This is a genomic window from Pseudonocardia sp. WMMC193 (genome assembly GCF_021728735.1).
GTDB classification, from domain to species: Bacteria; Actinomycetota; Actinomycetes; order Mycobacteriales; family Pseudonocardiaceae; genus Pseudonocardia; species Pseudonocardia oroxyli.
In genome coordinates this window covers 5851801-5875783 of the sequence record NZ_JAKKDO010000003.1, presented here as the reverse complement: position 1 = coordinate 5875783, position 23983 = coordinate 5851801, and the positions used below count along the sequence as shown (strand labels likewise).

The 23983-nt window shown below is 72.3% G+C and carries 23 protein-coding genes; 2 read left to right on the top strand and 21 right to left on the bottom strand.

Annotated features, from left to right (window positions below):
* Window positions 1-29: 29 nt before the first annotated feature.
* Window positions 30-563 (bottom strand): OmpA family protein, encoded by a 534-nt coding sequence (locus tag L3X23_RS36385; RefSeq protein ID WP_237196483.1) that lies wholly within the window; start codon window positions 561-563, stop codon window positions 30-32.
* Window positions 564-661: 98 nt separating this feature from the next.
* On the opposite strand from L3X23_RS36385, the gene L3X23_RS30060 reads away from it, so the two are divergent.
* On the top strand, window positions 662-1015 hold the full coding sequence (locus L3X23_RS30060; RefSeq protein ID WP_237196480.1) for a hypothetical protein: 354 nt from the start codon (window positions 662-664) through the stop codon (window positions 1013-1015).
* Window positions 1016-1064: 49 nt separating this feature from the next.
* Here the strand turns inward: L3X23_RS30060 and L3X23_RS30055 are convergent, their stop codons facing one another.
* The 18 genes from L3X23_RS30055 to L3X23_RS29970 form a co-directional block, all read right to left on the bottom strand.
* On the bottom strand, window positions 1065-2063 hold the full coding sequence (locus L3X23_RS30055; protein WP_093076678.1) for a polyprenyl synthetase family protein: 999 nt from the start codon (window positions 2061-2063) through the stop codon (window positions 1065-1067).
* A gap of 29 nt (window positions 2064-2092) precedes the next feature.
* The gene (nuoN, locus tag L3X23_RS30050; RefSeq protein WP_237196478.1) at window positions 2093-3691 is read right to left on the bottom strand and encodes an NADH-quinone oxidoreductase subunit NuoN; all 1599 of its coding nucleotides are present in this window, start codon (window positions 3689-3691) and stop codon (window positions 2093-2095) included.
* Window positions 3688-5283 (bottom strand): NADH-quinone oxidoreductase subunit M, encoded by a 1596-nt coding sequence (locus L3X23_RS30045; RefSeq protein WP_237198160.1) that lies wholly within the window; start codon window positions 5281-5283, stop codon window positions 3688-3690. The genes nuoN and L3X23_RS30045 overlap by 4 nt, the downstream gene beginning before the upstream one ends.
* Window positions 5284-5288: 5 nt before the next feature.
* Window positions 5289-7196, bottom strand: a complete 1908-nt coding sequence (gene nuoL / locus L3X23_RS30040) for an NADH-quinone oxidoreductase subunit L (protein WP_237196476.1) — start codon at window positions 7194-7196, stop codon at window positions 5289-5291.
* Between the two features lie 12 nt (window positions 7197-7208).
* Window positions 7209-7508, bottom strand: coding sequence for an NADH-quinone oxidoreductase subunit NuoK (gene nuoK, locus L3X23_RS30035; RefSeq protein ID WP_181780543.1), 300 nt, complete (start codon window positions 7506-7508; stop codon window positions 7209-7211).
* A complete protein-coding gene (locus tag L3X23_RS30030) occupies window positions 7505-8305 on the bottom strand; it encodes an NADH-quinone oxidoreductase subunit J (RefSeq protein ID WP_237196474.1) in 801 nt (266 codons plus the stop codon). The genes nuoK and L3X23_RS30030 overlap by 4 nt, the downstream gene beginning before the upstream one ends.
* Window positions 8302-8844: an NADH-quinone oxidoreductase subunit NuoI gene (nuoI, locus tag L3X23_RS30025; protein WP_237196472.1), complete on the bottom strand. Its 543-nt coding sequence runs from the start codon at window positions 8842-8844 to the stop codon at window positions 8302-8304. The genes L3X23_RS30030 and nuoI overlap by 4 nt, the downstream gene beginning before the upstream one ends.
* A 3-nt stretch (window positions 8845-8847) precedes the next feature.
* Complete coding sequence (gene nuoH, locus L3X23_RS30020; RefSeq protein ID WP_237196469.1) at window positions 8848-10131, bottom strand: NADH-quinone oxidoreductase subunit NuoH; 1284 nt, start codon at window positions 10129-10131, stop codon at window positions 8848-8850.
* Window positions 10128-12512: an NADH-quinone oxidoreductase subunit G gene (locus tag L3X23_RS30015; RefSeq protein ID WP_237196467.1), complete on the bottom strand. Its 2385-nt coding sequence runs from the start codon at window positions 12510-12512 to the stop codon at window positions 10128-10130. The genes nuoH and L3X23_RS30015 overlap by 4 nt, the downstream gene beginning before the upstream one ends.
* The gene (gene nuoF, locus L3X23_RS30010) at window positions 12509-13849 is read right to left on the bottom strand and encodes an NADH-quinone oxidoreductase subunit NuoF (protein WP_237196465.1); all 1341 of its coding nucleotides are present in this window, start codon (window positions 13847-13849) and stop codon (window positions 12509-12511) included. The genes L3X23_RS30015 and nuoF overlap by 4 nt, the downstream gene beginning before the upstream one ends.
* Window positions 13846-14550 carry an NADH-quinone oxidoreductase subunit NuoE gene (gene nuoE / locus L3X23_RS30005; RefSeq protein ID WP_237196463.1) on the bottom strand — a complete coding sequence of 235 codons (705 nt, stop codon included), beginning with the start codon at window positions 14548-14550 and terminating at the stop codon, window positions 13846-13848. Before nuoE ends, nuoF begins: the two co-directional genes overlap by 4 nt.
* Window positions 14551-14599: 49 nt before the next feature.
* Complete coding sequence (locus tag L3X23_RS30000; RefSeq protein WP_093076655.1) at window positions 14600-15922, bottom strand: NADH-quinone oxidoreductase subunit D; 1323 nt, start codon at window positions 15920-15922, stop codon at window positions 14600-14602.
* A gap of 58 nt (window positions 15923-15980) precedes the next feature.
* Window positions 15981-16838: an NADH-quinone oxidoreductase subunit C gene (locus L3X23_RS29995; protein WP_093076652.1), complete on the bottom strand. Its 858-nt coding sequence runs from the start codon at window positions 16836-16838 to the stop codon at window positions 15981-15983.
* Window positions 16838-17389, bottom strand: coding sequence for an NADH-quinone oxidoreductase subunit B family protein (locus L3X23_RS29990; protein ID WP_093076649.1), 552 nt, complete (start codon window positions 17387-17389; stop codon window positions 16838-16840). The genes L3X23_RS29995 and L3X23_RS29990 overlap by 1 nt, the downstream gene beginning before the upstream one ends.
* 4 nt (window positions 17390-17393) lie before the next feature.
* Window positions 17394-17759: an NADH-quinone oxidoreductase subunit A gene (locus tag L3X23_RS29985; protein WP_093076646.1), complete on the bottom strand. Its 366-nt coding sequence runs from the start codon at window positions 17757-17759 to the stop codon at window positions 17394-17396.
* A 98-nt stretch (window positions 17760-17857) separates the two neighbouring features.
* Window positions 17858-19117: a geranylgeranyl reductase family protein gene (locus tag L3X23_RS29980; RefSeq protein ID WP_237196461.1), complete on the bottom strand. Its 1260-nt coding sequence runs from the start codon at window positions 19115-19117 to the stop codon at window positions 17858-17860.
* A gap of 145 nt (window positions 19118-19262) precedes the next feature.
* Window positions 19263-19955: a demethylmenaquinone methyltransferase gene (locus L3X23_RS29975; protein ID WP_237196458.1), complete on the bottom strand. Its 693-nt coding sequence runs from the start codon at window positions 19953-19955 to the stop codon at window positions 19263-19265.
* A 121-nt stretch (window positions 19956-20076) separates the two neighbouring features.
* On the bottom strand, window positions 20077-20658 hold the full coding sequence (locus L3X23_RS29970; RefSeq protein WP_237196457.1) for a hypothetical protein: 582 nt from the start codon (window positions 20656-20658) through the stop codon (window positions 20077-20079).
* A gap of 85 nt (window positions 20659-20743) precedes the next feature.
* Between L3X23_RS29970 and bla the strand changes: the two genes are divergently transcribed.
* Window positions 20744-21619, top strand: coding sequence for a class A beta-lactamase (gene bla / locus L3X23_RS29965; RefSeq protein WP_237196454.1), 876 nt, complete (start codon window positions 20744-20746; stop codon window positions 21617-21619).
* Window positions 21620-21633: 14 nt separating this feature from the next.
* Here the strand turns inward: bla and L3X23_RS29960 are convergent, their stop codons facing one another.
* Both L3X23_RS29960 and L3X23_RS29955 read right to left on the bottom strand, forming a co-directional pair.
* The gene (locus tag L3X23_RS29960) at window positions 21634-22734 is read right to left on the bottom strand and encodes a glycosyltransferase (protein WP_237196452.1); all 1101 of its coding nucleotides are present in this window, start codon (window positions 22732-22734) and stop codon (window positions 21634-21636) included.
* Window positions 22731-23861: a glycosyltransferase family 1 protein gene (locus tag L3X23_RS29955; RefSeq protein WP_237196450.1), complete on the bottom strand. Its 1131-nt coding sequence runs from the start codon at window positions 23859-23861 to the stop codon at window positions 22731-22733. The genes L3X23_RS29960 and L3X23_RS29955 overlap by 4 nt, the downstream gene beginning before the upstream one ends.
* Window positions 23862-23983: the final 122 nt, after the last annotated feature.

Sequence of the window (23983 nt, the reverse complement as noted above, 5' to 3'; positions counted from 1 at the left end):
TCGATGAATCGCTCCGGACCGTTCGTGCGCTACCCCGGCGCACCGACGAACACCTCGACCCGCCGACTCGCCTCGGGCTCGGCGAGGGGGTCGGCGTCGCCGGCGCCCTCCACCGTGATCCGAGACGGCGCCACGCCTGCCGCCACCAGCCGCTCCGCGACGGCCGCCGCCCGCTCCCGCGACAGCTCCACCGCGCGACGAGGTGGGCCCGGCAGGTCCGCCGTGTGCCCGACGAGCCGGACCGTCGCCTCCGGTGCCGACGCCAGCAGCGCGCCGAGCGCGTCCGCCGTCGCCGCGGTCGCGGGGCGCAGATCGGCTCGTTCACCGTCGAACAGCAGTGGGTGCGCGGCCAGCATGGCCGCGACCCGAGCTCCGACCTCGCCCGCCGCCCCGGGGGTCGGGGAGACCGAGCCCGGCGCTCCGGTCGCGGTGGTCTGCGCCGCGGCGGTGGCCGGGACGACCGGTGCCGGCGCACGGACCCACAGGAGCCCGATCGTCGCGAGGAGCGCGGGCACCGCGACGGCCGCCACCGCCCATCCCGCCAGCCGGCCGCTCCCGGACACACCGCCTCCCCGATCGGGTGAAGGACACAGTAGCCGGGGCCGGGGTCGGGAGGACCCGCCGATCCGCCGCCCGAGCGCGGGAGCACGGGCTGGGACGGGTGGCCCTCGCCTACGTGGTGTATCTCCAGGCCGCCGGGCTGGGCACGTTCACCGACCACGGCGGCACCCACGTCTTCTGGATGGTCATGGCGGGCCCGGTGACGGCGCTCCCGCTGCTGCTCTACGGCGCGGCGGCCCGTCGGATCCCGCTGACCACGCTGGGCACCCTGATGTACCTCACGCCGACGCTGCAGTTCCTGTGGGGCGTTCTCGCGCTCGACGAGACCATGCCCACGTCCCGGTGGGTCGGCTTCGGCCTGGTCTGGGTGGCCCTGCTGATCTTCACGGTGGACCTGCTGCGCAGCACCCGGACCCCCTCCACGGCGAACGGCGCGTTCGTTCACCAGGTGTGAGCGAACTCGCCGTTCACCGGGTCGGAGCCGGGGGGTGAGGGGCGGGTGGTCAGCCGGTGCGGTCGATGGTGTAGCCGGTGAGGGTCGTCAGAGCGTCGACGGCGGAGCAGGCCGGGAGCTTGCCCAGCTCGGCGCGCGCCTCCTCGGCGTACCCGGCCAGGGTCTCCTTGGCCTGCGGGATTCCCGGGCCGGACCGCAGCAGGTCCAGCGCCTCCTCCACCTCGGCGTCGGACCCCAGCGGGCGCGACAGCAGGTCCCGCAGCCGCTCGGGAATGCCCGGGTCGGCCAGCGCGTAGAGCATCGGCAGGGTGTGGACGCCCTCGCGCAGGTCCGTGCCCGGCGTCTTGCCCGAGTCGCCGGACGGCGAGGCGATGTCGATGATGTCGTCGGAGATCTGGAAGGCCGCGCCGATCACCGACCCGAAGCGCTGCAGCGAGTCCACCTGCTCGGGGGTGCAGCCGGAGAACATCCCGCCGAAGCGCCCCGCGGTGGCGATCAGCGAGCCCGTCTTCTCGTCGATCACCCGCAGGTAGTGCGCGACCGGGTCCTCCCCCGCGGCGGGCCCGCGGGTCTCCCGCATCTGGCCGGTGACGAGCTCGGCGAACGTCTCGGCGATGATCCGCACGGCGTCCGGGCCCAGATCGGCCACCAGGCGGGACGCGTGGGCGAACAGGAAGTCCCCGGTCAGGATCGCGACCGTGTTGTCCCAGCGGTGGTTGGCGCTCTCGGCGCCGCGGCGCATCGTGGCCGAGTCCATGACGTCGTCGTGGTAGAGCGTCGCGAGGTGCACGAGCTCGACGACGGCGGCCGCCCGGACCACCTCGTCGGCGGATCCGGACGGCCCGACCTGTGCGCTGAGCAGGGTGAACAGCGGCCGGAACCGCTTGCCACCCGCGTCGATCAGGTGCAGGGACGTCTCGCTGACGAAGTGGTAGTCGCTGTGCACCTCACGGTGCAGCAGCTCCTCCACCCGGTCGAGCCCCTGCGCCGTCACGGCGGCCAGGTCCGGGTCGGCGAGCTCCACACCCGCCACGCTCTGCGTCTCCACCCCGACAGCCTACGAGGCCGACTCCTCGGTCACCCTGTGAACCCGCCCGCGCCCGCCCAGTCCAGGACGAGGGTCGGGGCGACGCCGAGCAGCAGCGTCACGACGACCCCGAGGGTGATGGCGACGGTGGTGAACGCGCCGGGCACGGAGACCGTGGGCCCGTCCGCGGGCGTCTCGCTGAAGTACATCAGCACCACGACCCGCAGGTAGAAGAACGCCGCGATCGCCGAGGCCACGAGGGCGACCACCACCAGCGGGGCCATCCCGTCCGACAGCGCCGCCGAGAACACCGCGAACTTCGCGGTGAACCCGCTCGTCAGTGGGATCCCCGCCAGCGCCAGCAGCAGGAAGGTCATCACCCCGGCCAGCACCGGTGAGCGCTTCGCCAGCCCCGCCCATTGGGACAGGTGCGTCGCCTCGCCGTCCGCCGTGCGGACCAGCGAGATGATCCCGAAGACCGCGATCGTGGTGAAGCCGTAGGCGAGCAGGTAGAACAGCGTGCCCGACGTCCCGGCCTGGGTGATCGCCATCGTCCCGAGCAGCAGGAACCCCGCGTGCGCGATGGACGAGTACGCGATCATGCGCTTGAGGTCGGTCTGGGTGAGGCCCAGCACGGCGCCGATGACCATGGAGGCGATGGCGACGGCCCACAGCACCCCGCGCCACTCCCAGCGCGTGCTGCCGAACGCCACGTACAGCACCCGCGCGATGGCCCCGAACGCCGCGACCTTCGTGCACGCCGCCATGAACGCCGTGGCCGGCGTGGGGGCGCCCTGGTAGACGTCCGGCGTCCAGGTGTGGAAGGGGCCGACCGATCCCTTGAACAGCAGCCCGACGACGAGCAGCGCGAGCCCCCCGAACAGCAGCGCGTCCGACCGGTCGGTCCCGACCGCCGCCTCGGCGATGGCCGAGAGCCGGACCGAGCCCGCGTAGCCGTAGAGCAGCGCGACGCCGTAGAGGAAGAACGCGGAGGCGAACGCCCCCAGCAGGAAGTACTTGACCGCCGCCTCCTGGGAGAGCAGCCGGCGACGCCGGGCGAGCCCGCACATCAGGTAGAGCGGCAGGGACAGCACCTCGAGCGCCACGAACATCGTCAGCAGGTCGTTCGCCGCGACGAACGCCATCATCCCGCCGAGCGCGAACAGCGTGAACGGGAAGACCTCGGTCTGCATGGTCGGCGCGTCGCCCGGGGCCCCGTAGGAGCGGTCCACGTGCTCGGGGTCGACGCCCGACGGGCCGGTCGTGCTGCCCGGGGCGGCACCCGCCGAGGCGCGCTCCAGCGCCGACGCGACGAACGCCCCGCCCGGCTCCACCGAGCGGTCCGCGATCAGCAGCAGCGACCCGAACCCGAGGACGAGCAGGGTGCCCCAGAGGAACAGGGTGGGCATGTCCACGGCCATCGTGCTGCCGAGGGTGATCACGCCCTGGGCGGGCGCGTCGCCCGCGTAGACGCCGAGCGTCACGCCGGCCACGACGATCGCCACGACGCTCAGCGCCACCTGGGCGGGCCAGCGCTGGTGGCGGGGCAGGAACGCCTCCAACAGCACGGACACGCAGGCGGCGCCCAGCACGATCAGCAACGGCGCGACGGCCGCGTAGTCGATCGGCGGCGGGGTCAACGGGGTCATCGGGCGATACCTCCGGCCGGGACCGGGTCGGGCAGGCCGAGCTCGGTCATCGTCGCCTGGACGGACGGGTTGATCACGTCGAGCACGGGGCCGGGGAAGAACCCGAGCACCACGATGACGACGATGAGCGGGGCCAGCACCCCGATCTCCCGCTTCGTGAGGTCGGGGAAGCCGCCACCGCGGCGGGCGGCCACGGCCGGGTCGATCATGGCGCCGGGCCCGCCCACGGGTTCGAGCGAGTTCAGCACGGCCTGTCCGCGGACCGGGCCCTGCATCGTCTGCTGGTAGAACCACAGGATGTAGAGGGCGGCGAAGATGATGCCGACGGTGGCGATGATCGTGGCCACCGGCTCGTTCGGGAACGAGCCCACGAGCACCAGGAACTCGGAGACGAACGAGTTCGTGCCCGGCAGCGCCAGCGAGCTCATCCCGGCCAGCAGCAGACAGCCCGCCAGCACCGGCGCCAGCTTGGCGACGCCGCCGTAGTCGCTGATCAGCCTCGACCCGCCGCGAGCGACGAGCAGGCCGACCATCACGAACAGCATCCCGGTGGAGAGGCCGTGGTTGACCATGTACAGCGCGGCGCCCGCGAAGGCCTGGCTGGAGAAGGCGAACGTGCCCAGCGCGATGAAGCCGAAGTGCGCGATGGACGTGTAGGCCACGAACCGGCTCATGTCCTTCTGCCCCACCGCCAGCAGCGCCCCGTAGAGCACCCCGATCACCGCGAGGGTGATCACCAGCGGCGCCATGGTCCGGGACGCCTCGGGGAACAGCGGCAGCGTGTAGCGCAGGAAGCCGTAGGTGCCCACCTTGTCCAGCACGCCGACGAGCAGGACCGCGGCGACGATGGGCGCCTCGGCGCCCGCGTCGGGCAGCCAGGTGTGGAAGGGCACCAGCGGGGCCTTGATCGCGAAGGCGATGAAGAAGCCCAGGAACAGCCAGATCTGGGTCGACTCGGGCACCTGGTGCGCGATCGACTGCAGCTCCGACCAGGTGAAGGTGCCCTGGCCGAGGATGTTCCCGCTGGTCACGTACAGCCCGATCAGCGACGCCAGCATGATCAGGCCGCCGAGCAGCGAGTACAGGAAGAACTTCACCGAGGCGTACTGCCGGTTCGGGCCGCCGAAGCGCCCGATGAGGAAGTACATCGGGATGAGCATCGCCTCGAAGAAGACGTAGAACAGGAACACGTCGGTGGCGGTGAAGACGCCGACGAGCGTGGCCTCGGTGGCCAGCAGCAGCGCGAAGTAGCCGGACGCCGTCCGGCCCTCCGGGAGCTTCTCGGCCCAGGCGAAGAGCATCAGGCCGGGGACGAGGAACGTGGTGAGCGCCAGCAGGACCAGCGCGATCCCGTCGATGCCGAAGGCCAGGTGCGTGCCGAAGGCCGGGATCCACGGGACGGAGAACTCGTACTGGAAGCGCGTGCCGTTCGCCGCGGCGGCCGGGGAGTACCCCACCCAGATCACGACGACGAGCACGAACTCCAGCAACGCGGTGGCCATGGCGGTGGCCTTGGCCGCGGGCACGTTGTGCCGCAGCGGGTACATCAGCAACGCGCCCACCACGGGCACGAGCAGCAGGATGATCAGCATCGGGCTCACGCGAACCTCACCGCCAGCAGGGCCGCGACGACGAGCACGCTGCCGCCCAGCATCGAGAGCGCATAGGAGCGCACGAATCCGGTCTGCAGTCTTCGCAGCCGCCCGGACCCGCCGCCGAGGCCCGCGGCGATGCCGTTGACCGCGCCGTCGACGCCCCGGTTGTCGATGAACACCAGCGCCCGGGTGAGCCAGATGCCGGGCCGCTCGATGAGCGTCTCGTTGATCGCGTTGGCGTAGAGGTCCCGCCGGGCCGCCCGCACGGGCAGGGACACCGGCGACGGCCGCTCGACCGGCGTCGGGCGGCGCCCGACGACGAGGTACGCGATCACCACGCCGAGCAGGGAGAACGCCACCACGAGCCACGGGACCAGCGCGTGCGGCAGCACCCCGCCCTCGAGCTCGCGCAGCTCGCCCACCGACGGGGCCAGCCACTCGTAGAGGCCGAGCGAGGACAGGAGGAAGCCGCCGAGCACGGAGCCGAAGGCCAGGACGATCATCGGGACCGTCATCGTGGCCGGGGACTCGTGCGGGTGGTAGTCCTTCCCGTCCGGGCCCTTCAGCTCGCGCCAGCGCTCCTTCCCGAAGAAGGTCATGATCATCAGGCGGGTCATGTAGAAGGCGGTGAGCCCGGCCGCGAGCGTGGCCGCGCCGCCGAAGACCCAGCCCTGCCAGCCCTCCTGCGCGAACGCGGCCTCGATGATCGCGTCCTTGGAGAAGTACCCGGACAGGAACGGGAAGCCGATCAGCGCCAGGTAGCCGAGGCCGAAGGTCACGAAGGTGATCTTCATGTGCTTGCCGAGGCCGCCGAAGTGGCGCATGTTCACGTCGTCGTTCATGGCGTGCATGACCGAGCCTGCGCCGAGGAACAGCCCGGCCTTGAAGAAGCCGTGCGTGAGCAGGTGGAAGATGCCCAGCGCGTAGCCCGCCGGGCCGAGACCGACCGCCAGGATCATGTAGCCGATCTGGCTGACGGTGGAGTAGGCGAGGACCTTCTTGATGTCGTCGTAGGCGCAGCCGATGACCGCCCCGATGAGCAGGGTGACCACGCCGACCAGCGAGACGATCAGCCGTCCGGTCTCGGTGAGGTTGTAGATCGGGCTCGTCCGGGCGATGAGGTAGACGCCCGCGGTGACCATCGTCGCCGCGTGGATCAGGGCGGAGACGGGGGTCGGGCCCTCCATGGCGTCGGGCAGCCAGGACTGGAGCGGGAACTGGCCGGACTTACCACAGGCCCCGAGCAGCAGCAAGATCGTGATCGCCAGCACCGTGCCGCCGGGGACCTCGCCGATCCGCGCGAACACGTCGGTGTACTGCAGCGTGCCCAGCTCGAGCCAGATCAGGAAGATCGCGACGGCCAGCCCGACGTCCCCGACCCGGTTCATCAGGAACGCCTTCTTCGCGGCGGTCGCCGCCGAGGGCCGGTCCTGGTAGAAGCCGATCAGCAGGTAGGACGCCAGGCCGACGCCCTCCCAGCCGAGGTAGAGCATCACGAAGTTGTTGCCCAGCACCAGGATCAGCATCGCCGCGACGAACAGGTTCAGCTGCGCGAAGAAGCGCCGCCTGCCCGGGTCGTGGCTCATGTAGCCCACCGAGTAGATGTGGATCAGCGACCCGACACCGGTGATGAGCAGCACGAACGTCAGCGAGAGCGGGTCCAGCCGCAGGCCGAAGTCGACGTTCAGGGAGCCCGAGGCGATCCAGTCGAACAGCGACACCTCGCGGGTGCGCTCCTCGGGCGCGAGCCCGAGCGTCTCGACGAACAGCAGCAGCCCGATCACGAAGGACGCGACCACGGTCGCGACCCCGAGCCAGTGGCCCCAGGCGTTCGCGCGCCTGCCCGCCAGGAAGTTGATCAGTGCGCCGAGCGCGGGCAGGACGAAGAGCAGGGGAGCGAGAGCGATCATCGTCGACGGCTCCTAGTACTTCAGCAGGTTGGCGTCGTCGACCGACGAGCTCCTGCGGGTTCGGAAGATCGACATGATGATGGCGAGGCCGACGACCACCTCGGCGGCCGCCACGACCATGACGAAGAACGCCATGACCTGGCCGTCGAGCGTGCCGTTGATGCGGGCGAAGGTGACCAGCGACAGGTTCACCGCGTTCAGCATCAGCTCGATGCACATGAACACGACGATCGCGTTGCGGCGCACCAGCACCCCGACGGCCCCGACGGTGAAGAGCAACCCGCTCAGGAGCAGGTAATTCGTAGGACTCACTTCTCGAGCTCCTTGCGCCTGCCCTGCAGGGAGTGCCCGTCCGCGGGCGGGCGGGGGGTCTCGTCCACCTCGTGGCCCTCGAGGATCTCCGAGAGCGACTCGGGGGCGATCGACCCGTCCGGCAGCAGCGCGGGGACGGCCACGGAGTTGGCCGTGGCGTAGACGCCGGGGCCGGGCAGCGGGGAGATCCGGTCGCCGCGCAGGCGCGCGATCACCGCGGCCCGCTGACCGTTCCGCTCGCGCGGCTTGCGCTGGGCGAAGGCCAGCACCAGCGCCCCGAGCGCCGAGGTCATCAGCAGGGCGGCGGTGAGCTCGAAGGGCCACACGTACTCGGTGAAGACCAGCTGCCCGATGCCGGTGAGGTTGCCGTTGCCCGCCCGGGCACCCAGTCCGGCGGACGGGACCGCGAACATCGTCCGCCCGACGCCCGCGACCAGCAGCAGCGCGAAGCCCAGGCCCAGGATCGCGGCCCAGAAGCGTTGCCCGCGCAGCACCTCGACGACCGAGTCGGCGCTGTCGCGACCCACCAGCATGAGCACGAACAGGAACAGCATCATCACCGCGCCCGTGTACACGATGATCTGCACGAACCCGAGGAACGGGGCCTGCTGCATCATGTAGAGCACGGCGAGCGAGAGCATCGTCAGCACCAGGAACAGCGCCGAGTGCACCGCGTTGCGGGCGAAGATCATCGCGACCGCGGCGGCCAGCGCCACCGGGCCGAGGATCCAGAAGACGATCGCCTCGCCGACGCCGGCGTTGCCCGCCGTCGAGTCGGCGACCTGCGCGAGGATCATCGGACCTGCTCCCCGACGGGGTCGGACTCCACACCCTGACGCGCCAGGACGGGGCCCTGCACGTAGTAGTCCTGCTCGTCGTTGCCGAGCCGCATGGGGTGCGGCGGCTGCTCCATGCCCGGCAGCAGCGGCGCGAGCAGCTGTTCCTTCGTGTAGATCAGGTCCTGCCGGTTGTCGTCCGCCAGCTCGTAGAAGTTCGTCATCGTGAGCGAGCGGGTGGGGCAGGCCTCGATGCACAGGCCGCAGCCGATGCAGCGCAGGTAGTTGATCTGGTAGTCCGCGCCGTAGCGCTCACCGGGGGAGAACCGCGCCTCCTCGGTGTTGTCCCCGCCCTCGACGAAGATCGCGTCCGCCGGGCAGGCCCACGCGCAGAGCTCGCACCCCACGCACTTCTCCAGCCCGTCCGGGTGCCGGTTGAGCTGGTGGCGGCCGTGGTAGCGGGGCGCGGCCGGGGGGAAGTCCTCGGGGTACTCCTCGGTGACGACCTTCTTGAACATCGTCGAGAAGGTGACGCCGAAGCCTTTGAAGAAGTCGAACATCTGCTAGTCCTCCTTCCCGGTGAGAGCGGGTTCGGGATCGGGTGTGGCCCGTGCGATCCGCTTCCGGGACCGGCTGGGCGGGGCGAGGTCGAGCGGCGGCACCGGGTAGCTGCTCGCGAGCTCGACGTCCGCCGCGTCCTCGGTGCGGTCCGGCAGCATGAAGGCGATGGTCAGCACCGCCGCGAAGCCGAGCACGATCGCGATGACCAGCGCCGCCGTGCTCTCCGCGCCCGTCGTGGTGCGGAAGACCCGGATGGCGAAGACGATCATGGTCCAGATCAGCGCGACCGGGACCAGCACCTTCCAGCCCAGCTTCATGAACTGGTCGTAGCGGAAGCGCGGCAGCGTGCCCCGCAGCCAGATGAAGAGGAACAGGAAGATCAGCGTCTTGGCGATGAAGACGACGAACTCGATCCAGCCGTTCACCGGCCCGAGGAACGGGATGCGCCCGCCGCCCAGGAACAGCGTGGTCGCCATCGCGGAGACGGTGACCATGTTGACGTACTCGGCCAGGAAGAACAGCGCGAACTTCAGCGACGTGTACTCGGTGTGGAAGCCGCCGACCAGCTCCGACTCGGCCTCCGGGAGGTCGAACGGCGCCCGGTTGGTCTCGCCGACCATCGAGATCACGAAGATCACGAAGCTGGGCAGCAGCAGGTAGAAGTACCAGCCGCCGGACTGCGCCTCGACGATGTCCGCCGTGGACAGCGAGCCCGCGTACAGGATGACGCCGACGACGGAGAGCCCCAGCGCGATCTCGTAGGAGATCACCTGCGCCGCGCTGCGCAGCGCGCCGAGCAGCGAGTACGGGTTCCCGGAGGCCCAGCCGCCGAGCACGATCCCGTAGACGCCGATGGAGGAGCAGGCCAGCACCACGAGCACGCCGACCGGCAGGTCCACCAGCTGCAGCACCGTGCGCTCGCCGAAGATCGACACCTCGCCGCCGAACGGGATGACCGAGAAGGCCACGAACGCCGGGATCGTGGAGATCACCGGGGCGAGGAAGTAGACCTTCTTGTCGGCGAGGACCGGCATGATGTCCTCTTTGAACGCGAGCTTGAGCCCGTCCGCGAGGGACTGCAGCCAGCCGCCGGGGCCGGTCCGGTTCGGGCCCGGACGCTGCTGCATCCGGCCGACGACCTTGCGCTCCCAGTTGATCATGAACAGGGTCAGCACCACGCCGACGGCGAACAGCACCACGACCTTGAGCAGGACCAGCCAGATCGGGTCGTCCGCCAGGAGCTGCTGGGTGTGGGTCATGCCGTCCTGCTGCGCGAGGAGGTTCATCCTGCGGTCACCCTCACCAGAGCTCCGTGCCCGACACCCAACGTGCTGCGCACCTGGGACCCGGGCGAGTGCGCCGGGAGCCAGACGACGCCGTCGGGCAGGTCGGCCAGCTCGACCGGCAGCGTGATGGCCCCCCGGTCGGTGGCGACGCTCGCCTGCCCGCCCTCGGTCAGCCCCAGCCGCTCGGCCGTGGCCGCGTTCGCGCGCACCCGCGGGGCGCGGGCGGTGCCCGCCAGCGCGGGCTCGTCCACCTGCAGCGCGCCGTCGTCGAGCAGCTGCCGCCAGGTCGCGAGGACCGCCGAGCCGACCTGCGCGGGCCGCGGCGTGCTGCCGGGCCGCTCGGTCGGCGCGGTGAAGGTCCCGGTGTAGGGCCCGAGCCGGTCGAGGTCACCGGCCGCCGCGGACGGGGTCTGGGTGAACAGGTCCACGTCCATCTCGACGGCCAGGGTGTCCAGCACCCGGCAGTCCGGCAGCACGCCCCCACCGTCGAGCGACGGCGCGAACGGGCGGTGGCGGCCCTCCCAGTTCACGTAGGTGCCCGCCCGGTCGGCGTCCGGGGCCACCGGCAACACCACGTCGGCGAGCTCGGTGACCGCGGAGGTCATGATCTCGAGGCTGACCAGGAACCCGACGTTCGCCAGCCCGGCGAGCGCGGCGGCCGGGTCGGCCAGGTCGTGCGGGTCCACCCCGCCGACGACCAGCCCGGACAGCGCACCGGACGCGGCGGCGGCGAGGATCTCGTCGGTGCTGCGGCCCGGCTCGGCCGAGAGCGTGACGCCCCAGGCCCGCTCCACCTCGGCGCGCGCGGCCGCGTCGGTGACGGGCCGCCCGCCCGGCAGCAGCGTCGGCACCGCGCCGACCTCCAGGGCACCCCGGTCCCCCGCGCGGCGCGGGACCCAGGCGACCTGCGCACCCGTGCGGGTCGCGAGCTCGGCGACGGCGGAGTGCAGGCCGGGCACCTCGGCGGCCCGGTCGCCGACCAGGATCACCGATCCGGTGGCGGACAGGGCGTCCACGAGCTCGCCCCCGACGGACAGCTCGCGCAGGACGCTCGCCTCGGCGCCGGGAACGGACTTGATCAGGGTCGCGTGCGTCTTCTCGACGCCCGGCGTGGACCACTGCCCCAGCGTGAACACCCGCTGCCCGTGCTTGCGCACGGCCTTGCGGACCCGCAGGAACAGGATCCCCGACTCCTCCTCCAGGTCCATGCCGACCGTCAGCACGCTCGGCGCGGCCTCGACGGCCGCGAACGTGACCGTCGGGGTGAGCTGGGTCTGCAGGAACGCCAGCTCCTCGGCGGAGTGCGGCCGGGCCCGGAAGTCCACGTCGTGGGTGCCGGCGGCGACCCGGGCGAACTTCGCGTAGGCGTAGGCGTCCTCACGGGTGAGGCGCCCCCCGGCCAGGACCCCGATGCCCCGGTTGCCCCGGGCGGCCAGCAGCCCCTCGGCCGCGACCCGCAGGGCCTCGGTCCAGGAGACCTCGACGAGCTGGCCGGACTCGTCCCGCAGCAGCGGCCGGGTGATCCGCTGCTTCGCGCCGAGGTAGCGGAAGGCGAAGCGGCCCTTGTCGCAGAGCCACTCCTCGTTGACCTCGGGGTCGTTGCCCGCCAGCTTGCGCATGACCTGGCCGCGCCGGGTGTCGGTGCGCGAGGCGCAGCCGGAGCTGCAGTGCTCGCACACGCTCGGGGTGGACTTCAGGTCGAACGGCCGGGAGCGGAACCGGTACGCCGCGCTGGTCAGCGCGCCGACCGGGCAGATCTGGATGGTGTTGCCGGAGAAGTAGCTCTGGAAGGGCTTGTCCTCCGCCGTGCCGATCTGCTGGTTCGCGCCGCGCTCCAGCAGGTCGATGAACGGGTCGCCCGCGATCTCGTCGGAGAAGCGGGTGCAGCGCTGGCAGAGCACGCAGCGCTCGCGGTCCAGCAGCACCTGCGACGAGATGGGCAGCGGCTTCGGGAAGGTCCGCTTGGTCTCGACGAACCGGGAGTCCGTGCGGCCGGTGGACATCGCCTGGTTCTGCAGGGGGCACTCGCCGCCCTTGTCGCAGATCGGGCAGTCCAGCGGGTGGTTGATCAGCAGCAGCTCCATCACGCCCTGCTGCGCCTTGTCGGCGACCGGCGAGGTGTGCTGGGTCTTGACGACCATCCCGTCCGCGACGGTCATGGTGCAGCTGGCCTGCGGCTTCGGCATGGGCCGCCCGCCCATCTCCACCTCGACCAGGCACTGGCGGCAGGCGCCCGCCGGCTCGAGCAGGGGATGGTCGCAGAAGCGCGGGACGATGATCCCGAGCCGCTCGCAGGTGCGGATGAGGATCTCGCCCTTCGGGGCGGTGACCTCGATGCCGTCGATCGTGAGGGTGACGGTGTCCGTCTCGGTCGTGGTCACGCGCCCACCTCTGCAGCCATGGTCCGCTCCGCACGCTCCGCGTCCGCGAGCTGCTCCGGCCGCGGCACGACCGGCTGCTCGGCGATCAGGTCCAGGAACTCCTGGCGGAAGTACTTGATGCCGCTGGTGATCGGGCTGGTCGCGCCGTCGCCGAGCGCGCAGAACGAGCGGCCGAGGATGTTGTCGCAGACGTCCAGCAGGGTCTCGACGTCCGACTCGGTACCCTCGCCGTGCACCATCCGCTCCAGGATCTGGACCAGCCAGTACGTGCCCTCGCGGCACGGGGTGCACTTGCCGCAGCTCTCGTGCTTGTAGAACTCGGTCCACTTCATGACCGCCCACGGCACGGAGACGGTCTCGTTGAAGACCTGCACAGCCGTCGTCCCCAACATGGAGCCGGCGCCCGCCGCGCCCTCGAAGTCCAGCGGGACGTCCAGGTGCTCGGCGGTGAACATCGGCGTGGAGGAGCCGCCGGGTGTCCAGAACTTGAGCGGGATCCCGTCCTTCATCCCGCCCGCGAGCTCCAGCAGGGTCCGCAGCGTGATGCCCATCGGGGCCTCGTACTGCCCGGGCCGCTCCACGTGGCCGGACACCGAGTAGATCTTCGGGCCCGGGGACTTCTCGGACCCCATGGTGCGGAACCACTCCGCGCCGCCCGCCACGATGTACGGCACCGAGGCGATCGTCTCCACGTTGTTCACCACGGTGGGGCTGGCGTAGAGGCCCGCCGTCGCCGGGAACGGGGGCTTGAGCCGCGGCTGCCCGCGCCGCCCCTCGAGGGAGTCCAGCAGCGCCGTCTCCTCGCCGCAGATGTAGGCGCCCGCGCCGGCGTGCACCACGATCTCGAGGTCGAAGCCGGTGCCGAGGATGTCCGTGCCCAGGTAGCCCTGCGCGTAGGCCTCGGCGACCGCGGCGCGCAGCCTGCGGATCGGGTGCAGGGCCTCGCCGCGCACGTAGATCGCGCAGAAGTTCGCGCGGATCGCGTAGCTCGTGATGATGCAGCCCTCGATGAGCGAGTGCGGGTCCGCCATCATCGTCGGGATGTCCTTGCAGGTCCCCGGCTCGCCCTCGTCCGCGTTGATCACGAGGTACTTCGGCTTGGCGCCCGCGCCCTCGCCGCCCTGCGGGATGAAGGACCACTTCATGCCCGTCGGGAAGCCCGCGCCGCCCCGGCCGCGCAGGCCGGAGTCCTTGCAGAGCTGGATCAGCTGGTCCGGGTGCCCGGCGAGCGCGGTGCGCATCGCCCGGTACCCGCCGGTGCGCTCGTAGGTCTCCAGCGTCCAGGAGTTCTCCTGCGCCCACCTCGACGTGAGCACGGGGGTCAGGATGTCGCTCATGACTTCTCCGGGAGTGCGGGGATCTCGTCGGGGAACGCCGGAGCGGCCCAGCCCCGCTCGGCGGCGATCGTGGTGCCGCGCAGGGTCTCCGGGGCCGCCGAGTTGCCGGCGACGGCCGCCGCGGCGACCGTCGGGTCCTCGGTGAAACCGGCGAGCTCCAGCTCGACGGTCCGCAGGTCGGTCAGCGGGGCCCCGCGCGTGGGGTGCGGCTTCTCGCCGCGCTGCAGCGCCTCGACCAGCTGCTCCGCCGACTCGACGGTCTGGTTGTCGAAGTACTCGTAGTTGACTTGGATCACCGGGGCGAGATCGCAGGCCGCCAGGCACTCCGCGTGTTCGAGGGTCAGCGAGCCGGTGGTGCCCGGCTCCCCCGCCGTCTCCTCGTGCCCGACGCCGAGCTTCTCGCTGAGCCGCCGGTAGATGTCGTCCCCGCCCAGGGCGGCGCAGAGCGTGTTCGTGCACACGCTGACCAGGTGCTCGCCGCACGGGGTCCGCTTGTACATCGTGTAGAAGGTCGCCACCGCGCTGACCTCGGCGGTGCTCAGGTCGAGCAGCTCGGCGCAGAACCGGATGCCGTCCTGGCTCACGCAGCCCTCCACCGACTGCACGAGGTGCAGCAGCGGGAGCAGCGCGGACCGGGCGACCGGGTAGCGGGCGATGACCTCCTTCGCCCGCACGTGGGTCAGCTCGTCGAAACCGCTCATCGCTCTCCCCCGCGCACGCGCTGAGTCCACGATTCGCTCGCACGCTCGCTCATCGGTCCACACCTCCCATGACGGGGTCGATGCTCGCGACGGCGGCGATGACGTCCGCGACCATGCCGCCCTCGCTCATCGCCGGCATCGTCTGCAGGTTCACGAAGCTGGGGTCCCGGACGTGGACGCGGACCGGCCTGGTGCCACCGTCGGACACGAGGTGGTAGCCCAGCTCGCCGCGCGGGGACTCGACGGTCGAGTAGACCTGCCCCGGCGGGACGTGGAAGCCCTCGGTGACCAGCTTGAAGTGGTGGATCAGGGACTCCATCGACTGCCCCATGATCTTGCGGACGTGCTCGAGGGAGTTGCCCATCCCGTCGCTGCCGATGGACAGCTGCGCGGGCCAGGCGATCTTGCGGTCCTCGACCATGACCGGGCCGGGCTCGATCTTGTCGCAGGCCTGCTCGATGATCTTCAGCGACTCGCGCATCTCCGCCACCCGCAGCAGGTAGCGGGCGTAGCAGTCGGCGGCGGTCTCCGTGGGGACCTCGAAGTCGAACTCCTCGTAGAGCGAGTACGGCTCGATCTTGCGCTGGTCCCAGGCCAGGCCCGCCGAGCGCAGGATCGGGCCGGTGGCCCCGAGCGCGAGGCAGCCGTCCACCGGCAGGTACCCGACGCCCTGCAGCCGCTGCTTCCAGATCGGCTGGCCGGTCAGCAGGTTGTCGTAGTCCGGCAGCCGGGAGTGCATGACCTTGACGAAGTCGAGGACCTTCTCCCTCCAGTCCTCGGGGAGGTCCTGGGCGAGGCCGCCCGGCCGGATGAACGCGTGGTTCATGCGCAGCCCGGTCAGGTACTCCAGCAGGTGGAGGACCTCCTCGCGCTCGCGGAACCCCGCCGTCATTCCGGTGAGGGCGCCCAGCTCCATGCCGCCGGTGGCCAGGCACACCAGGTGCGAGCCGATCCGGTTGATCTCCATGAGCAGCACGCGGATCAGCGCGGCCCGGCGCGGGACCTCGACCTCCAGGAGCTTCTCGACGCCGAGGCAGTAGCCGGCCTCGTTGAACAGCGGCGCGAGGTAGTCCATGCGCGTCACGAACGTGACGCCCTGGGTCCAGGTCCGGTACTCGCAGTTCTTCTCGATGCCCGTGTGCAGGTAGCCGATCACCGAGCGGGCCTGGGTGACGGTCTCGCCCTCCAGCTCCAGCACCAGGCGCAGCACCCCGTGGGTCGACGGGTGCTGCGGACCCATGTTGATGACGATGCGGTCGTCGTGCTCGTCCTGGGCGACGCTGTCCAGCAGCTCGTCCCAGTCGCCGCCGGTGACCGTGTAGACCGGGCCCTCGGTGGTCTGCCGCTCGGTGGCGTAGGGGTCGGTGGTCACGAGTACGCCCTCCGCTCATCGAGTCGCTGCGGGGATCTCCGCGCCCTGAACCGGATGCTCATGAATACGCCCGTCGCTCGTCGGGCGGGGGGATCTCCGCGCCCTTGTACTCCACCGGGATCCCGCCCAGCGGGTAGTCCTTGCGCTGCGGGTGGCCCCGCCAGTCGTCCGGCATGAGGATCCGGGTGAGCGCGGGGTGGCCGTCGAAGACCACGCCGAACATGTCCCAGGTCTCGCGCTCGTGCCAGTCCGCCGTCGGGTAGACGGACACGACGCTGGGCAGGTGCGGATCGGCCGGGTCGAGGGCGACCTCGAGCCGGATCCGTCGCCGCCAGGTCATCGACAGCAGGTGGTAGACGACGTGCAGGGGCTGGTGCACCTCGGCGCCGTCCGGCGCGGTGTAGTCCACGCCCGACACGCCGGAGCAGAGCTCGAAGCGCAGGTCCGGCTCGTCCCGGAGGGTGCGGCAGACCTCGAGGATCCGCTCCCGCTCGACGTAGAACGTGATCTCGCCGCGGTCGATCGTGATCTGCCGGACGGCGCTGCGGGCCACCCCGCGGTCGTCGAGCGCCGCGGCGAGGTCGTCCGCCAGCTCGTCGAACCAGCCGCCGTAGGGCCGCTCGGCCGGGGCGGGGGCGTAGCCGGGCAGGCGCAGGCCACCGAAGCCGGAGGTGTCCCCGGAGCCGCGGACGCCGAACATGCCGGACCGCTCGCGGGTGGGGGCGAGCCGGGTGCCGCCCTCGGGCGCCGCGGCGGTCTCGGCGGACTCGGCGGTCTGCTCGACCTCGCCCGCCGCCGGAGCCTCGCCGCCCGCGGCGCGCTGCTCGGCGGTGGCGGGCCCGCTCGCCTCGGCGGAGGACTGCGCGCCGCCGGTGGGCTCGGCGCCGTCCTTGCTGGTGCCCGTGGGTTCGCTCATCAGGCCTTCTTCGCGTACTTGATCGACGACGGGATGAGCTCGGTCTTGTGCCCGCTGGCGGCCAGCTCGGCCGCCCGCTTGCTGCCCAGCGGCTCGTCCATGATCTTCGCGTGGATCTTGAGGATCGCGTCCATGAGCATCTCCGGGCGCGGCGGGCAGCCCGGCAGGTACATGTCCACCGGCACGATGTGGTCCACGCCCTGGACGATGGCGTAGTTGTTGAACATGCCGCCCGAGCTGGCGCACACCCCCATCGCCAGCACCCAGCGGGGCTCGGGCATCTGGTCGTAGATCTGGCGCAGGACCGGGGCCATCTTGTTGCTGACCCGACCGGCCACGATCATCAGGTCCGCCTGGCGCGGCGAGGCCCGGAAGACCTCCATGCCGAAGCGGGCGAGGTCGTAGCGGGGTGCGCCCGTCGTCATCATCTCGATCGCGCAGCAGGCCAGACCGAAGGTCGCGGGCCACAGCGACGACTTGCGGGTCCAGTTGACCAGCTTCTCGACGCTGGTCAGCAGGACCCCGGAGGGCAGGTTCTCTTCCAGGCCCATGGGCTTAATCCCACTCCAATCCGCCGCGGCGCCATTCGTAGAAGTAGACGAAGCCGATCGTGGCGATGTAGACGGTGACCGCGACCAGGCCGAACAGGCCCAGCGAGTCCGCCGCGACCGCGTACGGGTAGAGGAACACCAGCTCGATGTCGAAGAGGATGAACAACATCGCGGTGAGGTAGTAGGCGACCGGCATCCGACCGGTGCCGACCACCGGCTTCGGCGACGGTTCGATGCCGCACTCGTAGGAGTCCAGCTTCGCCCGGTTGTACCGGCGCGGGCCGATGTAGGGCGCGGCCGTGACCGAGAACAGCGCGAACGCGCCGGCCAGCAGGGCCATGAACAACAGCGCCAGATAGGGATCGAGCATCGTGCACCTTCGTCGTCTGCACTACACCGGGCGAGCTGTGGGTGGGGTCGCGCGGACCCTACGTGTGCGCGGTCACCTCACTCTGAGTGAGGTGACCCTTACAAGGCCGGGGTCAGCCTGGTCAGCGTGCGGAGGACGCGATCGCTCCACTCCCCCTCCTTCTCGTCGTAGAGGTTGGCCAGGAGCTTGAGCAGCACCTGCATGGCGGACCGGCGCGGCAGCCCGTGCCGGGTCGCGACGCGCATGACCGTGGGGTTGCCGATCAGGCGGGCGGCGAGGGTGGCGAGCCGGTAGTAGCGGCCCAGGATCTCGCTCATCTGCCGGGGGTAGGCGGCGACCGCGGCCTCGCGGGACGCCCCCGTCCGGGCGAGCGCCTGCACCGCGCACCGGGCGGCGACGGCGGCGGACTCCATCGCGTAGGCGATGCCCTCGCCGTTGAGGGGGTTGACCATGCCGCCCGCGTCGCCGACCAACAGCAGGCCGGGGCGGGCGTGCGGGGTCCGGTTGAAGCCCATCGGCAGCCCGGCGCCGCCGACCGACGTGCCCTCGCCGAGCCCGAGCTCCGCGGTCCACTCCCGCAGCAGCCTGCGGTAGTCGAACGAGCCGCGGTCGGTGGCGAGCACGCCGAGCCCGACGTTCACGGTGCCGTCGCCCATCCCGAAGACCCAGCCGTAGCCCGGCAGCAGCCGCGGGCGCGCGCCGCTGCGGTCCCACACCTCGAGGTGGGTCTCGAGGTAGCTGTCGTCGAAGTCCGCGGGCTGCGGGTGGTACCCGCGGACCGCGACGCCGAGCGGGCGCCGGTCGTCCTTCGCCATGCCGAGCGAGAGCGCCACCCGGGCGGACACGCCGTCGCAGGCCAGGGTGAGCGGGGCGCGGTAGGTGCGTTCCTTCGTGCGGACCCCCACCACCACGCCGCCGCGGTCGGTCACGGCCTCGGTGACCGCGGCGCCCTCGACGACCCGGGCTCCCTGCTTGCGGGCGTGGTCGGCGAGCAGCGCGTCGAAGTCCTGCCGCGGCCGGACGGCACCGAAGTCCGGGTGGGCGGCGACCGTGGGCCAGGGCAGGTCCAGGCTCGCCCCGCCGGCGACGACCCGAAGTCCCCGGTTGTGCCGCCACCCCGCGGCCTCGGACACGTCCACGCCGAGGTCGACGAGCTGCCCGACGGCGCGCGGGGTCAGCCCGTCGCCGCACACCTTGGGGCGCGGGAAGGTCGCCTTCTCGAGCACGAGGACCTCGAGGCCCGCGCGCGCGAGGTGAGCCGCGGCCGTCGAGCCCGCGGGGCCCGCCCCGACCACGATCACGTCGGCGTCGTCCCCCCGCGGCCCGGCGGCGCCGGTGGTGGGATCGGACGCCGTCATACCGCTCCTTGTGAACTGGTTCACGAGGTACTTGTGAACTGTTTCACGAAGTTCGGCGGGATGTCCAGGCGGGGCGTGGCGCGTTTCGTCCGGTTCGCGAGGAGATCGACGGGACTACGGCCGTGCCGGTCGGACGGCGCTGCGGCTACGCCGCACGGACGGCACGGTGCAGGGCGACGGCCCCGCCCGCCAGGTCGCGCCAGGCCACCCGGGACCAGCCGGCCCCGGCGATGATCTCCGCGAGCCGCCGCTGCGGCGGCCAGTCCACGATGGACTCGCTCAGGTAGGTGTAGGCCTCGGGGTTCGAGGAGACCCGGCGGGCGATCGCGGGCAGCACCCGCCGCAGCATGACGTCCTGGTAGACGACCCGGTACGGCGTCCAGCTCGGGGTGCCGAACTCGCACACGACCAGCCGTCCGCCGGGTCGGGTGACCCGGGCCAGCTCGGCGAGGGCGCGGGCGGTGTCCGCGACGTTCCGCAGGCCGAAGCTGATCGTGACGGCGTCGAAGGAGCCGTCCGCGAAGGGCAGGTGCAGCGCGTCCGCGGCGACCTTGGGCACCGCCCGCCCGGACCCGGCGCGCAGCATGCCGAGCGAGAAGTCCGCGGCCACGCAGTAGGCGCCGGACTTGGCCAGCTCCACCGTGGACACCGCGGTGCCTGCGGCGAGGTCGAGGACCCGCTGCCCGGGCCGCAGCTCAAGCGCCTCGCGGGTGAGCGCGCGCCACCGCCGGTCCTGCCCGGCGGTCAGCACGGTGTTGGTGAGGTCGTAGCGCTTCGCGACCCCGTCGAACATCGCCGCGACGTCCGCGGGGTCCTTGTCCAGCTCGGCCCGGCTCACGCGCTGAACCCTACGCGGCCACGGCGACCGCACGTTTCGTGCTCCCAGTGCTGCGTGATCACCGCTTGCGTGCACGCAGCGCGGTGCTCACGACGGTGAGCGCACGGTTCAGCGATCATGGTCAGCTCCGTGGCCGCGGGATGCTGCGCAGCGCCTCGCGCAGGCCGCGCAGGTACTCGGCGCGGGTGCGGCGGGCGGTCCGCTCCCACTCCGCGGCCGGGATGGCGAGCGGCCCGCCGGCGCCGGTGAAGGCGCCCATGCCGTGCAGGGCGATCCAGCGGTGGTCGTACTCGTGCGGGGTGGCGCGGTCCCACAGGACGGCGCGGACCACGGTGCGCCGCAGCCGGGCGGTGTCGGTGAACGCGAAGCGGTTGACGGGGCCGCCGAAGCGCTCGGTCAGCGCCCCCACCGCCGCGCCAGCCGAGGGGTCGGTGCAGCGGTTCGCGTCGAACCGGGCGCGGACCTGGCCCGCGTAGAACCAGAAGGCCGCGTCCGCGGGCCTGCCCTGGTCGAGCAGCACCTCGCTCAGCGCGCACAGCACGGGCGGGGCGAACCGGGCGGGCTCCAGCTCCACCAGTGCGGCGGTGCGCCTGCGGACGTCCGCGTCCCCGTCGAGCAGGCCGGCGATCGCGTCGAGCGCCAGCCGGGTGTCGACGTCGGCGTACTCGCCGGTCGGCTCCACGATCACGGTCTTCTGCGTCATGTCCCGAGCCTCGCCGCCGGCGTCGGATCGGACATCCGTGACTCTACGGAGGACCGACCGTGACCGACGATCTACGGTCGGTGACGTGCTCCCCTCTCGACGCGCCGTACTCCTCGGCGGCCTCGGTCTCGTCGCCGCAGGCTGCGCCACCCCCGGACCCGCGACACCGCCGCCACCCGCGGACGACCCGCAGCTCGCCGCCCTCGAAGACCGCTTCGGCGGCAGGCTGGGCGTGTTCGCCGTGGACACGGGGTCGGGAACGACCGTCACCCACCGCGCGGACGAGCGCTTCCTGATGTGCTCGACGTCGAAGATGCTCGCCGCGGCCGCGATCCTCGCCCTGCGGGTCGACCGGCCGGGGCTGCTGGACCAGCAGGTCTCCTACCCGCGCAGCGCCCTCGTCACCTACTCCCCGGAGACGGAGCGCCACGACGCGATGACCGTCCGCGACCTCTGCCACGCGGCGATGACCCTGTCGGACAACACCGCGATGAACCTGCTGCTGGAGACCCTCGGCGGGCCCGAGCGGCTCACCGGGTTCCTGCGCCGCGAAGGGGACATGATCAGCAGGCAGGACCGCCCCGAGACCGACCTGAACATCCTGGACGGCGACAAGGACACCTCCACCCCCGCGCAGATGGCCGCGAACCTGCGTTCCTTCGCCCTCGACGGCGGCCTCGACCCCGAGGGCCGGGACCTCCTCGTCGGGTGGCTGAAGGCGAACACGACGGGCGCGACGCGGATCAAGGCGGGCCTGCCCGCGGACTGGGTGGTCGGTGACAAGACCGGCGCGGGCGGCCAGGGCGAGATCAACGACGTCGCGGTGGTCTGGCCGCCGGGCCGGGCACCCCTGGTCATGGCGGTCTACACGGCCCCGGCGGACCCGGGTTCGGACGGCAGCCCGGAGACGGTCGCCGAGGCCGCCCGGATCGCAGCGTCGCTGCTCGTGAGCGGCAAGTAGTGCTCTAGCACCACTTACCGCGCACGGGCGAGCGAAGCGAGCATTCCCTCCACGGCCGCGGCCCACGAGTAGCGTTCCGCGCGGGCCCGGGACGCGGTGCGGCGGACGAGCTCGTCGGCGGCCAGGTGCGTGGTCACGCCGCGGGCGAAGTCCTCCGGGGAGTCCGCGGCACCCGCGTCCCCCACGATCTCCGGGAGCGCGGAGGACCGGGAGACGACGACCGGGGTGCCGCTGGCCAGCGACTCCAGCGCGGAGAGGCCGAACGTCTCGTGCGGGCCCGGCGCCAGCGAGACGTCCGCGCTGGCCAGCAGGGTGGCCAGGCGCGCGCGGTCCGGGACGAAGCCCACGAAGTCCACCGGCAGGCCCGCGGCCCGCCGCTGCAGGGCCGCCCGCCGCGGCCCGTCGCCCGCCACGACCAGCCGGACCCGGTGCCCGGAGTCGCAGAGCGCGGCGACGGTGTCGATGCTGCGCTCGGGGTGCTTCTCCGGCGAGAGCCGTCCGCAGTGGACGAGCAGGGCGTCGGCGCCCCGGGCGAGCGAGCCCCGGACGATCGCGGAGTGCCGGGCCGGGGAGAAGGTCGCGAGGTCCACGCCCAGCGGGACCTGGCGGACGTTCCGGGCGCCGATCCGGTCGAACTCCTGGCGGGCGAAGGCCGTGGTGCACACGACGGTGTCGTAGGCGGCCGCCATCCGGGCGTTGGCGACGTCGGCGACCCGGCGGGCCGCGGGCTCGGGCAACAGGAACTGGTGCAGCAGCCGGTCCAGCCGCTCGTGGGAGATCACCACGGACGGCACGCCCGCCGCCGCGGCCCACGCCCCCAGGCCGCGCAGGGTCAGGCGGTCGGAGACCTCGACGGCGTCGGGCCGCAGGCGGTCCAGGAGCCGGCGGACCCGCCAGGGGTCGACGGCCCGGTAGCCCGCGGTGCCCGGGATCCGCGGCGCGGGGACGGTGATCCGCCGGATGCCGCCGTCTCGGACGTCGGAGGCCCGCGGGCCGGGCACGACGAGCACCACCTCGTGCCCGCGGGCCACGTAGCCGCCACCCAGGGCGTTGAGCGCGGTGCGCAGCCCGCCCGAGCGGGGGCCGTAGAAGTTGGCGAGCTGGACGATCCTCATGCGGCCTGCGCGACCCCGGGCCGCAGGACCTCGCCGTAGTGGCACACCAGCTCGTCGCACACCGCACCCCAGGTCCGGCGCAGCACCGACCGGCGCGCGGCGGAGCCGTACTCGGCCCGCAGCGCGGGATCGCGCAGCCGGTCCACGGCCACCCGCAGGTCCGGCCAGCCCGGCTCGTCCTCGGGCGGGAGCGGCACGAGGTAGCCGGTGCGGCCCGGCAGCACCAGGTCGCGGGGGCCGCCCGCGTCGGGCGCGACGACCGGGAGCCCGGACGCGAGCCCCTCCTGCACCGCCTGACAGAAGGTCTCGGCCGGTCCGGTGTGGACGAACACGTCCAGCGAGGCGTAGATCTCGGCCAGCTCGTCGCCGCCGCGGAAGCCGAGGAACGCGGCGTCCGGCAGGGCCGTGCGCAGCCGTTCCTCGCTGGGCCCTGCCCCCACCACCACGAGCCGGACCCCGGGCATGCCCGCCAGCGACGCCAGCCGCTCGACCTGCTTCTCCGGCGCCAGCCGCCCGACGTACCCGACCAGCAGCTCGCCCTGCGGCGCGAGCGCGGCCCGCACCGCGGCCGAGCGCTTCCCGGGCGTGAACCGCCGCGTGTCGACCCCCCGGGCCCACTGGTGCACCCGCGGCACCCCGCGCTCGCGCAGCGCCTCGGTCGCCCAGGACGACGGCGCGAGGGTCCGGTCCGCCTGCGCGTGCAGCATGCAGGTCCAGCGCCAGGCCGCCCGGGCGGTCAGCCCGAGGCCGTAGGAGGAGGCGAACCCGGCGACGTCGGTCTGGTAGACCGCGACCGTCGGGATGCCGAGCCTGCGGGCCGCCCACAGCCCCCGCGCCCCGACGACGAACGGGGCCGCGAGGTGCACGACGTCCGGCCGGAAGGCGCGCAGGGCCTTCACGATCCGGCGGCTCGGCACCCCGACCGGCATGGAGGACACGACGGGCAGCTCCACCGCGGGCACCCGGACCACCGGGACGCCCTCCCAGGAGGTCGGCTCGTCGGCGCCGGGCGCGATCACCAGCACCTCGTGCCCACCCGCGCGCAGGTGCTCCAGCACCCGCAGCACCGAGTGGGTGACGCCGTTCATCACGGGCAGGAAACACTCGCTCACGATCGCGACTCGCACCCGCGCACCGTGTCGCGCGCGCCGCGCCGGCTCGGGTCGCGGACGTGACCGCGGCGGGAACCTCTCCCGAACTTCGCGCGCCGCCCCGACCCGCGGGGGAGAGTTCACCGCGGGGACGGTGC

Coding starts and splice junctions, on each gene's coding strand:
- nuoN (WP_237196478.1), bottom strand. CDS start 3,691: ATGACCCCGTTGACCCCGCCGCCGATCGACTACGCGGCCGTCGCGCCG.
- L3X23_RS30045 (WP_237198160.1), bottom strand. CDS start 5,283: ATGCTGATCATCCTGCTGCTCGTGCCCGTGGTGGGCGCGTTGCTGATG.
- nuoL (WP_237196476.1), bottom strand. CDS start 7,196: ATGATCGCTCTCGCTCCCCTGCTCTTCGTCCTGCCCGCGCTCGGCGCA.
- L3X23_RS30030 (WP_237196474.1), bottom strand. CDS start 8,305: ATGATCCTCGCGCAGGTCGCCGACTCGACGGCGGGCAACGCCGGCGTC.
- nuoI (WP_237196472.1), bottom strand. CDS start 8,844: ATGTTCGACTTCTTCAAAGGCTTCGGCGTCACCTTCTCGACGATGTTC.
- nuoH (WP_237196469.1), bottom strand. CDS start 10,131: ATGAACCTCCTCGCGCAGCAGGACGGCATGACCCACACCCAGCAGCTC.
- nuoF (WP_237196465.1), bottom strand. CDS start 13,849: ATGAGCGACATCCTGACCCCCGTGCTCACGTCGAGGTGGGCGCAGGAG.
- nuoE (WP_237196463.1), bottom strand. CDS start 14,550: ATGAGCGGTTTCGACGAGCTGACCCACGTGCGGGCGAAGGAGGTCATC.
- L3X23_RS29995 (WP_093076652.1), bottom strand. CDS start 16,838: ATGAGCGAACCCACGGGCACCAGCAAGGACGGCGCCGAGCCCACCGGC.
- L3X23_RS29990 (WP_093076649.1), bottom strand. CDS start 17,389: ATGGGCCTGGAAGAGAACCTGCCCTCCGGGGTCCTGCTGACCAGCGTC.
- L3X23_RS29985 (WP_093076646.1), bottom strand. CDS start 17,759: ATGCTCGATCCCTATCTGGCGCTGTTGTTCATGGCCCTGCTGGCCGGC.
- L3X23_RS29980 (WP_237196461.1), bottom strand. CDS start 19,117: ATGACGGCGTCCGATCCCACCACCGGCGCCGCCGGGCCGCGGGGGGAC.
- L3X23_RS29970 (WP_237196457.1), bottom strand. CDS start 20,658: ATGACGCAGAAGACCGTGATCGTGGAGCCGACCGGCGAGTACGCCGAC.
- L3X23_RS29960 (WP_237196452.1), bottom strand. CDS start 22,734: ATGAGGATCGTCCAGCTCGCCAACTTCTACGGCCCCCGCTCGGGCGGG.